Genomic DNA, 13,840 nt, shown 5'->3' on the forward strand with positions numbered 1-13,840 from the left:
TTTTTTTCTGTCTCAGTTACCAAGGTGCCTGCTGATTGAGAAGCAGCGGCGTTTCGCGGATGAGGAAGAGGCCGTGGAAGGGAAGGAATGACGAATGAGGAATGGCGAATGACGAATTCGCAGTCTCCTGAAGCTGCCAGAGCGGTGTTCCGGTGCTATTGTCGAGGTAGTAGCTGGTGTAGTCGCTGGCGCCGGTGGTGGTGTCGCCATTCCAGAGGCGGAGGCGGTCGGCGGTGTCGGGCGCGGGGCCGGAGCGCAGGCCGGTGACGGGGGCGGGGATGGATGCGGGCCAGCCGGAGGCGATGAGTTGCGTGCCGGGGACGAGCGGTGCGGTGAAGCCGTGCGCGCGAACCTCGCCGGTGAAGAGGAGGGACGCACCAGGGCCGCGAACCTGGACGAGCGCGGCCTCGTGCGCGGCGAAGGGACGCGCGTTCATGCTTAGCACGTCGTGCAGCCAGGCGTCGCCGCCGTGGACGAGGGTGGTGAAGTTGTTCGCGGCGGTGTCGAAGAAGAGGACGCGGTCTTCGGCGCTGAAGACGTTCGGTGGCAGAAGATCGGCGAGCGTGTGATGCGGACGGATGACGACACGGGCATCGGCAAGGGCTGAGGGAGCGGTGTCTTGCAGGGCGACGGTGTTTCCGGAGCTGGCGGCGGCGTCGATCTCGAAGCGCTGGCCGGCGAGCGGGCCGCTGACGGCCTCCAGGTAGTGCGAGCCGGCCGGCAGCGTGATCATGTAAGGCAGCACGACCTCACGGCCGCTGACGGTGTTGACGCGACCGGTGAAGACTGAGGGGCGCAGCAGCGGCATGCTGAAGGTGCGCGCGCCGGTGGCGAAGGCCTGGCGGCTCCAGGCGTGGATGGAGGAGGTGACGGCGGCCTCGGGAACACCGTCGCGATTGGCATCGAGCTCGACTTTGACGCGGAGGAAGCCGGTGTTGAGACCTTTGAAGACGAGCAGTTTCTCCAAGTTCGCATACTGGCGGGTGAGCGTGCCGTCGCCGTTGAATCGGGTGGTGTGGGCCATGGAGAGCGGCTTCCATGCGGCGGCATCGGCGGCGCGGGTGAGGTCGGTGAGGGTTTCGAGCCTGAGGAGGATGTCGTCGTGCGTGGTAACTGGCAGGGTGAGCAGGGCGATGAGGCCGCCGGCGGTGTCCTGGCCGAGGGTGAAGCGCGCGGATTCGAGCGGACTGACGGGGTTGGTGCCGAGGGCGTATTCGAGCAGGTTCGGGAGGCCGTCCTCATCAGGATCGTCGGCGGGGCCGCCGATGGAGCTGTCCGGACTCCAGGTGGCGAAGGTCGTGGCACCGGGAAGGACGGTAGCGGTGAAGCCGCCGGTGATGATGTGACGGCGTATGCGCTCGGAGGCGGCGAAGCCGGTGCCCGCGGGCGCGACGACGCCGAGGTCGCGGGTAAGATCGACGCGGGCGTCGATGGCGTCGTCGATGGTGCCTTCGCCGCCGGATTCAGCCGCGCCGGCGGGGCATTGACCCGGACGCAGGGTGAAGACAGCAGTGCTGGCGCCGTTGGTGGCAGGGTCGTTGTTGTAGATGAGGTCCTGACCGGCATCATCGTCGCCCGCGACGACGGCGGACATGGGCTGCAATCCTTCCAGCGGCATGCCGGTGGCGAATTGCGAGGCGGGGATATGGAGGAAGTAATTTCCGGGATTCAGGCCCTCGATGTAGTAGCGGCCTTTGCAACTGCAGCCGGAGGAACCGACGCTGACGGGCGCGTCCACGCCGGGTGTGGCACCCTGGGCATAAAGTTCGACGAAGATGTTGCCGAGGCTCTCGCCTTCGTTGCGGACGCCGTCGCCGTTGATGTCGAGGAAGATGAAGTTGCCGACGGCGACGCTGGACCAGAGGCCGAAGTCGAGGGTGAGGTTCGTGTCGGCGTCGGTGTCGCCATCGGTGATGGATTCGGCGGCACCTGCGAGCATGATCACGGGGCTGAAGAGCGGCGTGCCCTCGCCACCGGGCTGCGAGCCGTCGTTGTTGTTGTCGATGTCGTTGTCCGTGGTCGCCGGCGTGCCTCCGGTGCCGGTGTAGTCGGCGGGCGGGGTGACTTTGACATAGTACCTGCCGGGCGGGACCTTGGTGAAGAGATAGGCGCCGGTGCTGGTCGTCACGATGTCAGAACCCGTCTGGGTGTCGGCCGCCGAGCCGGTGCCGCCGATGGCGTTGTCATCGCCGGTGGCAAAGAGCTGGACGAGAGCACCGCCGACGCCGGGCTCCGCAGCATCCTTCGAGCCGTTGCTGTTGGAATCCTCGAAGACGAGGTTGCCGAGGGAGAGCGAGCGGACATTGAGCGTGTAGTCGAAGGAGGTGGAGCAGCCGTAGGTGTCGGCGACACGAACCGTGAAGGTGAAGAGGCCGGTGACGGAGGGCACGCCGGAGATGACGCCGTTGGTGGCGAGGAAGAGGCCGGTGGGCAGCGCGCCGGTTTGGATGACATAGGTGTAGGGTGCGGTGCCGTTCGAGGCGGTGAGCGCCTGCGTGTAGGAGCCGCCAAAGTAGGCGGCGGGCAGCGAAAGAGGGCTGATGCCGAGCACAGGGCAGCCGGAGACGATGGTGTAGGCGCGAGTGCCCGAGCAGCCGTTCGCGTCTGTGGCGCGGATGGTGAAATTGGAGGTGGCGGCGGCGGTCGGAGTGCCGCTGATGACGCCGGTGCCCGGGTTGAGTGTGAGACCTGACGGGAGACTGCCGCTACTGACCGCATAAGCGTAAGGGGTGGCTCCTCCCGAGGCGCTCACGGTTTGAGTGTAGGCCGTGCCCACCGTGGTGTTTGGCAGGCTGGCAGGAGTGAGGGTGACCACCGGGCAGATTCGGACAGTGTAGGCGCGTGTGCCCGTGCAGCCTTGTGATGAAGGCATCACCAATGAGGCTCCGTTCAGCGTATCTAGTTCATACACATTGCCGAGGCCCGAGGTGCCGAATTCAGACAAACCGCCCGAGCCGCCATTCGGGGAACCTGCCTGCGATCCGGTGTATTCTTTGTTCCAAAGGTAGTTGCCGGGATCCTTGGTGCCTTTGTTGGCCTCAAAGACGACGCGACCAAGCGCCTCCATCTGAGCCCGGGTGAAGCCGAGCGCGGCGTAGTCGATGGCGATTTCCACCATCTTGTTGTTGGAGGGGCTGACGCGGCTGAAGGCGATGACTGCTCCAGCTCCACCGATCTTGCCATCAGAGGCGATGACGCTCTCGTAACCGTTGCCGTTGATGTTGAGGTCGTTGTTGGTGTCACGGTAAACAAACAAGCTGTTGCCACCCCAGTTGGTGCCATTTTTTGCCTCCGGCTGGTCAGTGATGACCAGCAGGCCACCACGGCTATCTGCCGCCGTGGCGAGACGGACGCCATACTGGTAGTTCAGACCCTCGGCGGTCTGGGTGCCGTCGGCGGTCACTTTGTTGCGGGAATAAAGACGGATGCCGAAGTAGGCGTATTTGCCGTCCATGGCGCTCAGACCTTCGGTGATATCGAGATTGCCGTAGTACTCGACATCCTTCGTGGCATAACCTTCGGGATACTGCTCATAGGACTGCGCGGTGGGGCGCTCGTAAACGTCGTTGGCATGCACATCCGCACCCGGCGTGACGCGCCAGCGCCACAAACCGCCGCTCTGGAAGGAGTTGGTTCCGGTGACGGCGTCAGCGTATGACTGATTGTAAACGGGCGCGACCACCGGACTTGATGGTGTTGTCACGGAGGTCACCACACTGGCGTCGTTCACACGAATGGTAAACGAGGCGAGGCCTGCGCCGCTGGGGGTTCCAGACAACACACCGGTCGCTGGATTCAGATTCAAACCGGCCGGGAGCGAGCCGCTGGCGACCGCCCATGATCCATGAGGAGTGAGTCCGCCCGCGGCGGTGAATGTCTGGGAATAGAACGAGCCGACGGCACCCTGATTCAACGAAGCCGGAGTGATGCTGATGGCGGCGCAAACGGGGGTCATGGTGTATTCCCGCGAGCTGGTGCACCCGTTCGCATCCGTGGCGGTGATGGTGAAGTTGGCGGGGGAAGGGCTCGAGGGGGTGCCGCTGATGATCGCAGTGGCGCTGTCGAAGGACAGGCCTGCAGGAAGGGAGCCGCCGCTCAACTGGTAAACCACCGGGGCATGAATTGCGGTGTTGGTGAGTGTCTGCGAGTAAGCCGTGCCGACAGTGGCGGCGGGAAGCGTCGCGGGATTGACGCTGAACGGCAGGCAACTGACGAGCGCCATGTGGTCTTCGACCTCGCCCATGCCGCCGGAGCCGGTGGGGGTCGGATTTTGCGCGCTGGTGAGACGGAAACGCGCGCCGCGGGTGCCAGGAACGGAGTTCACCGGCACGCTGAAGGAGAGATTCTGGTTCACGCCGTTGCTGCCGGTCGCGACGGTGATGTTGGTGGCGATTTGCTCGCCGGCATCGGCGAAAGTGCCGTTGTTGTTGAAGTCGATCCACGCGTTGAGATAAGCGGGGGAGCCGGTGTTGTTGGTCACGACCACGGTGGCGCTGCCGGTGGCGCCGCCGGTGGTGCCCGGTGTCAGCGTGGGCAGGGTGACGCCGTCCTCGTCGTCGCTGCCGGTGATGTCATCTGCTGTGGCGGCGGAATTGAGGGTGGAGACGAACTCGGTGTCCGCCAGCGCGCCCATGCGAAGGTCGGAGCTGGCGATGTTCGAAGCATTCGCCGCGCCGCTCCAGTCGCCGAAATCGGTGACAGGCACGGCGACGTTTGCGGTGTAGTCCTCCACCTCGCCGTTGCCGGAGTTTCCAGTCACGCCGGGAGAGATCACGCTGGTGAGGCGGAAGCGCAGGCCGAGGCTCGCACCGGTGACCGTGCTGGCGGGGATGGTGAGGTTGAGATTGACCGTGGCATTGGTCGTGCCGTTGGCGACGAGCGTGTTGGTGGCGATCTGCTCGCCCGCGTCGGCGACGGAGCCGTTGTTATTGAAATCGAACCACGCGTTGAGGTAGGCGGGGGCGCCGGTGGTGTTGGTGACGACGACGGGAATGGTGGCGGGCGCGCCCGCGATCATCGAGGGCAGGGTGACGCCGTCCTCGTCGTCCAGCTCCGTGTTGTCATCACCGGAAGCGGCGGTGTTCCGCGTGGACGCAAATTCCGTGTCCGTGAGCGCGCCGAGGCTCAGGCCGCTGACGACCGTGGACGATGCGTCCGCGAGTCCGCTCCAGTCGCCGTAATCCAACGGCGGCGCTGAGATGGTGACGACGTAGTCCTCCACTTCTCCCGTTCCAGCGGCGCCGGTGGCCGCAGGCGAGGAAACCGAGGTCAGACGGACGCGCATGCCGAGAGAGGTGACGGTCAGCGCCGTCGGCGGTACGGTGAAGCTGAGATTGCGCACGCCGTTCGCCGTTCCGGTGGCGATGACCACATTGGAGGCAACCTGCTCGCCCGCGTCGGTGAGCACGCCGTTGTTGTTGAAGTCGATCCACACGTTGAGGAAGCCGCTGGCTCCCGTGCTGTTGGTGACGGTGACGGGCAGCGTGGCAGGAGCGCCTGCCATCATCGAGGGAACGGTGACTCCGTCCTCGTCATCGCTGCCGTTGGTGTCGTCGGCCGTGGCCGTGAGATTGTTGCTGAGGACGTATTCGGCGTCCACCAATGTGCCGATGCGCAGGGAGTTGCTCGCGGTGCTGCTGGCGGTCGCGAATCTGGAGAAGTCACCGAGATCCGTGGTCGGCGCCGCGATGGTGACGACATAATCCTCCACCTCGCCGATGCCGCCCCCGGTGCCGGTGGCTCCCGGAGAAGCGGAGGAGGTCAGACGGAAGCGGACACCCACGCTCGTGCCGGTGACGGCGCTGGCCGGCACGGCGACAGGAGGCGAGATCGAGAGGCTGCTGCTGCCATTGACCACCGTGAGATTCGTGACGACCTGCTCGCCCGCGTCGGTGAAGAAGCCGTTGTTGTTGAAGTCGATCCACGCGTTGAGGTAGGCCGGTGATCCCGTGAGATTGGTCACCGTGACCGGTGTGTTGAACGTGCCGCCCGCGATGAGCGAAGGAAGCGTCACGCCGTCCTCGTCATCGGTGCCGTTGAGGTCGTCGCCGGTGGCGGAGGTGTTGGCAGTGACGACATATTCGGCGTCCACCGAAGCCCCCATGAAGAGATTGTTGTCCAAGCCGTTGGACGCGGTTACGGCCCGGCTCCAGTCGCTGAAGTCATTGCTCGGCGAGTTGATCAGAACAGCGTAGTCCTCGACTTCGCCGGTGCCGGAGGCACCCGTGGGGCCGGAGGTCGATGAATTGGTCAGTCGGAAACGCACGGCGCGATTCGGGCCGGCGCTCACGTTCAGCGGCACTGTGAGATTGATCTGGTGGGAGGGCTTGAAGACCTGGCCGCCGCTGACCCACGGCGCGAGATACTGTCCCGCGATGACCACCGGGCCGGTGCTGGTGCCGGGAAGCTCCCACGCCGCCGCGAGATTGTCTCCACCGGCGCCTTCCTTCATCAAAGCCTCGATGTAGTAAGGCTTTCCGGCCTCCAGCGTGATCTTGACGGACTTCTGGCTCGTGAACGTGTTCCATTGAAGTGATCCCGTCCAAGTCGGCACGTTGGCGATCATCGTGGCGTTGGCGGGCGTTTCATCCGTGCTGAGGAAGAGCTGCGTTTCATCATCGCCCGAGATCCAGAAGGTGTACTGGCCGCTCACAGGTGGATAAACCCAGCCGCGCATGCGCTGGCCCATGTTGTCCGCCCAATCGACCGGCGCGGTGAAGTTGGCGCGGTAGTCGAAGCTGGTGGGGCTGTTGGGATAGGCGGCACTGCTGGTGAGATTGGAGACGCTGGCGCCGGCGATGCCCGTCCAGTATTCGCGGAGGATGGTGCCGGTGTTCAGGCCGGGGATGAGGCGCGCCGCCTCAAGACGTTCGCCGCCGCTGCTCACGAGCGTGTCGTTGAGCACGCCGTCGTTGTTGAAATCAATCCACGCATGCATCCAGGCATTGGCCCCGGTCCTGTTCTGCACGGTCACAGGCAGGGAGATGGTGGTGCTGGGGTCAAGCGAGGCTGGCATGGTGACGCCGTCCTCGTCATCGCCGCCGGTGATGTCATCACCCGTGGCCGCGGCGTTGGTGGTGGCGGCGAACTCGGCGTCCACAGCGGTTCCGAGCAGCAGGTTCGCGCTCATCGTGCTGCTGGCGGCGGAGAGTAGCGCATGGTCGCCGAAATCCGTCGTCGGCGCGGCGATGTTGACCACATAATCCTCAATCTCACCGGCGAGCGAGTTCGTGCCGGTGGCACCGAGGCCGCTGGGCGCGGAAAGGCGGAAACGCAGGCCGACATTGGTGCCGGTGACGGCGTTCGCAGGCACGGTGACGGTCAGGTTCGTGACGCCGTCGGTTGTGCTGCTGGGGATGATGATGTTCGTGGCTATCTGCTCGCCGGAATCAGTGAGCACGTTGTTGTTGTTGAAGTCGAACCAGGCGTTCAGGAAGCCATTAGCGCCGGTGTTGTTAGTGATCGTGACGGGGATGTTCACGGTCTGGCCAGCGATCATGGATGGCAGCGTGACGCCGTCCTCGTCATCGCTGCCCGTGGTGTCGTCACCGGTGGCGGTGGCGTTGCGGGTGGAGACAAACTCGGTATCAAGCAGTGCTCCCATGCGTAGGGCGGGGTTCGCACCCTGAGAGGCGTCGGCGAAGCCGCTGAAGTCGCCGAAATCCGTCGTCGGAGCGAGGATTATGACAACATAGTCCTCCACCTCACCGTTGCCGCTTGCGCCGGTGGATGTGGCGCTTATCGCGCTCGTGAGGCGGAAGCGCACGCCAACGTTCACGCCCGTCAGAGCAGTGGCGGGAACGGTGATGGCAAGATTTTGCGTGGCGTTGCTGGTGCCGGTGGCGATGGGGACATCGACAGCGACCTGCTCGCCGACATCGGTGAGCACGCCATTGTTATTGAAGTCGATCCAGGCATCGAGGTAGGCAACCGCACCGCTCGTATTCGTGACCAGGACGGGGATCGTGGCCGGTCCGCCCGCGGTGAGGCTCGGCAGGGTTACCGCATCCTCGTCATCACTCGCGGTGATGTCGTCACCTGTCGCCGTGGCATTGGCGGTCTGCGCAAATTCAGTGTCAGTCAGCGCGCCTAGCTTGATCCTGCTGTCAACAATGCTGCTGGCGCTGCCGAAGCCGTTGAAGTCGCCGAAGTCGGTCGTCGGCGGCGCGATGGTGACGACATAATCTTCCACCTCGCCAACACCGCCCGCGCCCGACGAGCCTGGTGAGAGGTCGCTGGAGAGGCGGACGCGCAAGCCCAGGTTCGTTCCGGTCACAGCGGTGGCGGGAACGGTCAGGCCGATGTTGCGCGCGACATTGTTGGTGGCCGTGGCCACCAGCACGTTGGAGGAAACTTGCTCGCCCAGATCGGTGAAGACACCGTTGTTGTTGAAGTCGATCCACACGTTCAGGTAAGCGCTTGCGCCGGTGTTGTTGGTTACCACGGCAGTAATGGTGGCCGGTGCGCCCGCCGTCATGGCTGGCAGGGTGACGCCGTCCTCATCGTCCACACCGCTGGTGTCGTCACCAGTGGCGGAGGTGTTGCGGGTGGACGCGTATTCGGTGTCCACCAGGGAACCGAGGCGCAAGTTGGTGCTGGCGGTGTTGGAAACCTCAGGCGCGCCGCTGAAGTCGCCGAAGTCGGTCAGCGGCGCGAGGATGATGACGGGATGGTCCTCCACCTCGCCGATGCCGATGAATCCGACGGGGCCGGGATCCTGTACGTCGGTGAGGCGGAAACGCGTGCCCAGGCTCGTGGAGGCGGTCACCGCGTTGCTGGGCACGTTGAAGTTGAGCGTCTGCGTGCCGGCGATGGTGCCCGCGGGGACGAGGATGTTCGTGACGATCTGTTCGCCCGCGTCTGTAAGGACGCCATTGTTGTTGAAATCGATCCACGCGTTCAAATAACCGGGAGAGGCCGTGGTGTTGGTCACATTCACGGGCAGCGTCACCGGCTGGCCGGCGGTGAGCGACGGGAAGGCCACGGCGTCCTCGTCATCGCTGGTGGTGACGTCGTCACCGTCGGCGTTGGCCGTCTTGGTGGGCGAGCCTTCGGTGTCCACCGAGGAACCGAGGCGCAGACTGGTGCTGGCGGTGCTGCTGGCGTTCGCAAAGTCGAGCTCGTCGCCGAAATCGGTCGTGGGCGGGCCGATGGTGACGAGGTAATCTTCGACCTCACCGTTGCCGTCGAGTCCATCAGTTCCGGGAGCGGCGACACTGGTCAGACGCACGCGCACGCCGGCCGCGCCGAGGCTGGCGGCCGCCGGAGAGGTGAAATTGATCACGCGGCTGACGTTCGTGGTGCCGGTGGGGAGGTTGATGTCGGCGGCGATCTGCTCGCCCGCGTCGGTGAGAACGCCGTTGCGGTTGAAGTCGATCCACGCGTTCAGGTAGGCGAGACTGCCGCTGTTGTTGTTAACGATCGCGGTGATGCTGCCGGGAGCGCCCTGCTCGATGCCTGCTGGAACGGAGACACCCTCCTCGTCGTCCGTTCCATCGAGGTCATCTCCGGTGGCGGCAGCGTTTGTTGCGGGACCACCTTCGGCATCACTGAGAGTGCCGATCCTCAGGGAGCTGAGCACCGTGCTGCTGGCGCTGCCAAAGGCGGAATAGTCGCCAAAATCCGTCGTGGGAAGCACCAAAACACCCGCGTCGATGTAGCTGATGGAATCACACGGCAGCATGGTGAAAATATCCGACCGGCCCGTGCTGGTGTCAGCGTCACTATCGAGGCGATCATCTCCCCCTAGATCCTTGCTGGTAAACGCGTGGTTGAACGGGGCGACGAACTCGACCCGGTAGTCCCCAGGGGCCACGGCCGTGAAGTTGTAAATGCCGGAGCCGTCCGTCGTGGTCGTGGCGACCGTGTCCGAAGTCGCGGCGTTGAGCAGCCGCACGGTCACGCCGTTGACGCCGCTTTCACCACTGTCCTGGATGCCGTTTTTGTTCACGTCATTCCAGACTTTGTCTCCGACGACCCCTGCGTTGGTGGGATTGTCCGTGAAGGGATTGTCACTCATGCCGAAGAATTTACAGTCAGCGCCCGCTACGCTGAGGCGGAAGCCAAAGATCGGTGATGGAGTGCCAAAGATGCCATGACGGATGACCGTGAGGAAGTAGGGCTGGTCACTGATGTAGGAAGCGGAAGCGTAGCCCGTGTTCCAGTCATGCGTGCCGCGCACCTGCACCGTTCGGGAGCCGGGGATGATGTTCCCCGTGGCATCCAGCGCCTGGAGCTGGATGTGGGAGTTCCCAAAACGCTCCTGGCAGACGACATAGTCCTCCGCGGTAAAGGCGTAGTTGAAGCGGATGTCATATTCACCCGTACCGTCCGGCTCGCCCTCGCCACGATCATCAAAGATGTAGTGATTCAGATTGTTGTTCGTGGAAATCTGTGCGGCAGAGTTCTGGAAGGCCGTCAGTCCACTGCTGGCGATGCTGGTGGCCGTACCATTAAGCAGAACCCCAAAAGAGCCATTGGAGGCAGAAACCGTCACGTTGCTCACCGATCCCCCATTGAGATTGACCACGTTCAGCGTCTTGCTCTCTCCGTTGTCATTCAATGTGAGGGTGGAAAGGTTGATGGCCGAGTTTGTGTTCACGGCAACGCTACTGCCGGACTGATCGCTGGACTGTATCCTAGTGGCACCATTCACCACATAGGAGGCAGCGGTGATGGGTACATTGTTTGTGCCAGCCTCACCGTAAACCTGGACGGTGCTTCCCGCGCCCACAATGGACATCGTGTAGTTACGACTGATCGTGCAGCCGGAGGAATCAGTGGCCGTGACGGCAAAAGTTCTGGTCTGAACGGTGGTCGGCGTGCCACTGAGCAGGCCGGTGCTGGCATTCAGGGTGAGGCCAGCGGGAGCGCTGCCTGAGCTGACGGCAAACACAAATCCGCCTGAACCACCCAGGGCCGAAATCGGCAGGCTGTAGGCGGAGCCGACCGTGCCGACGGGAAGGATGCTGACCGCCGGGCAGACCACCATGAGAGGGCAGGTGCGCACCAGGTGATCTTCCACTTCCCCATTGCCGGACGCGCCCGTGGCACCAGGGCTGCTCGTGCTCGTCAGGCGCACTCGCGCGGCGGTGTTGCCCTGGAAAGCGCCAGCAGGCACGGTGAAGTTGATGGTCCGGTTCGAGTTCGACGTGCCGTTTGAGATGGTCGTATTCACTGCCACCTGCTCGCCAGCGTCCGTGAGCACGCCATTCCGGTTAAAGTCGATCCAGACATTCAGAAAAGCCGTGGAGCCGCTGGTGTTGGTCACGTTGACCGTCATCGAACTGGCCGTTCCTTGGTGCAGTGACGGTGGCAGGGTGACGCCATCTTCATCATCACTGCCGCTGGTGTCGTCGCCGGTGGCGAAGGGATTGGTTGCGGCGGTCGTTTCGTCATCGGTGGTGGCACCGATTTTTAACGTCGAGACCACGATGCTGCTGGCATCGGTAAAGCCAGAGTAATCCCCGAAGTCAGTGGGGGGATTGCTGACGACCACCGTGTAGGCTTGTGAAGCGGAGCAACCATTGGCCCCCGTGGCCGCAATGGTGAAATTGAAGCTGCCCGCGCTGGTAGGCGTACCGCTGAGCACGCCGGTGCTGCTGTTGAGCGTGAGACCGCCTGGCAGCGTGCCGCTGCTTCTGCTGTAGGTCCAGGTAGTGGCCACACCGCTGGCGGTCACCGTCTGGCTGTAGGCCGTGCCCACGGTGCCATTGGCCAAGCTCGTTGGACTCAGGGTGATCGTCGGGCAGGCGATGGTCACCCGGTAATCCTCGACCTCCCCGTTGCTGTTTTCGGTCCCGGTCGGCCCTAGGCCGCTGGTGCGCGCCAGCCGCAGACGCAAACCCGCCAGCCCCAGGCCGGCATCAGCAGGCACTGTGAAGGTGTAATTGACGGCTGAATTGCTCGTGCCATTGGCCACGCTGACGTTGTTGATGACTTTTTCGTTCGCTTCGGTCAGCCCGCCGTTGCGGTTGAAATCCAGCCAGCCGTTGAGGTAGCCGGTCACCCCGATGGTGTTGGTGCGTGTGACGCTGATGGTGGCGCTCTGCCCAAGAAACACCGTGGCAGGGACCACCGCGCCGTCTTCGTCATCGCTGCCGTTGGTGTCGTCCCCGGTGGCAGTGTCGTTCGTTACTGCCGCGCTCTCCACGTCCACCAGCGCACCGAGGCGCAGGCGGCTATTCGCCACATTCGAGACACTGCCGAAGCTGCTGTAGTCCCCGAAGTCGCTGACGGTTTGGACCGTGATCGCATAATCCTCCACCTCGCCCTCCAACGCGGCAGTGCCGCTGAAAGCAGGTGCAGTGCTGCCCTCGGTGAGCCGGAGGCGCAGATACTTCGTGCCTGCGGTCGTATTGACAGGCGGTGTGAGAGAAAAGGTGACATTGCTCGTGCCTGCGGCCGCCACCGTCTGCGCGGTGAGCGTTTCATTCGTGTCGGCCACGTCACCATCGCCATTCCAGTCCACGAACACATTGAGGCGCGAGGTGCTGCCGGAAAGATTGGCCAGGACCGGGATGGTCACAGGAATGACGAGGTTGTTCGCCATGCCGACGGTGAAAGTCGGCATGACCAGATCTTCGTCGTCGGTGCCGGTGGTGTCGTCCGCCGTTGCGCTGCCGGTGGTCGGGTTGATGTCTTCCACATCCGTGGCGTTGGTGCCGATCTTGAGGTCCACGCCGGCAATCTGCGAGGCGGAGGCAAAGCTGGGATAGTCCCCAAAATCCGTGATCGCATTCACGGTGACCGCGTAGTCCTCCACCTCGCCCTTGAGCGCGGCAGTGCCGCTGAAAGTCGGCGCCGTGGCGCCTTCCGTGATACGGATGCGCAGATATTTCGTGCCGGACACGGTGCCGGCGGGCGGGGTGAGAGAAAAGGTCACGTTGCTCGTGCCTGCGGTCGCCACTGTTTGTGCTGTCAGCGTTTCATTCGTGTCGGCCACATCGCCATCGCCATTCCAGTCCGCGAACACATTGATGCGCGAGGTGCTGCCGGATATATTTGCCAGCACAGGAATGGTCACCGGAATGACCAGATTGGTTGCTCTGCCAATCGCAAAAGTCGGCATCGTCAGGTCTTCATCATCGGTGCCGGAGGTGTCGTCCGCCGTCGCCAAGCCGGTCGTCGGATTGGTCGCCTCGCTGTCGGTGGCGTTGGTGCCAACCCTGATGTCCGAGCTGAAGATCTGCGAGGCGGAGGCAAAGGAAGGGTAATCGCCAAAATCGGTGTTCGGTATGATCGTGACGACCGTGTCCTCCACCTCGCCATTGCCGCTGACCGTGGTGGCCCCCGGGGTGCTCGTGGAGGTCAGACGCACGCGCACGCCCGCCGTCCCCAAGCTGGCCGTGGCAGGTACGGTGAAATTGACCGTTCGATTCGAGTTGGAAGTGCCGGTTGCGATGGTGGTGTTTACCGCCACCTGCTCGCCAGCATCCGTGAGCACACCGTTGCGGTTGAAGTCGATCCAGACATTCAGATAAGCCGTGGATCCCGTGGTGTTCGTCACATTCACTGTCATTGAGGAGGCGGTGCCCTGCGCCACGGATGTCGCAATGGTCACACCATCCTCGTCGTCCGTGCCGGTCGTGTCATCACCGGTTGCTGTCGCGTTCGTCGTCGCCGTGGACTCTTTGTCCGTAGTCGCGCCGATTTTCAGTGTGGTCACCACCGTGCTGCTGGCCGAGCCAAAAGCATTGTAGTCCCCAAAGTCCGCGGTTTGCGCCTGCGATTTTCCCGTCATCAGCAGGACAACCAGAGCGCCGCACATCGAAACGACGAAGCGTGCCGCTGGCAGGCGGCACGCTATTTTGTCAGTTCGTGATGGGCGTTCCCTCATGGG

Annotated in this window: 1 protein-coding gene; it reads right to left on the reverse strand. The window is 63.6% G+C overall.

The annotated features are described in order from the left end of the window. Positions 1 to 16: 16 nt before the first annotated feature. Positions 17 to 13,837, reverse strand: coding sequence for a GEVED domain-containing protein (locus ACILSE_RS06135; RefSeq protein ID WP_395716486.1), 13,821 nt, complete (start codon positions 13,835 to 13,837; stop codon positions 17 to 19). Positions 13,838 to 13,840 lie beyond the last annotated feature (3 nt).

It is taken from the genome of Prosthecobacter sp., from assembly GCF_044236155.1.
In the GTDB taxonomy this organism is placed as follows: Bacteria; Verrucomicrobiota; Verrucomicrobiia; order Verrucomicrobiales; family Verrucomicrobiaceae; genus Prosthecobacter.

What these genes read in the sequence shown, in the direction of transcription:
- ACILSE_RS06135 (WP_395716486.1), bottom strand. Translation starts at nt 13,837, where the DNA reads ATGAGGGAACGCCCATCACGAACTGACAAAATAGCGTGCCGCCTGCCA.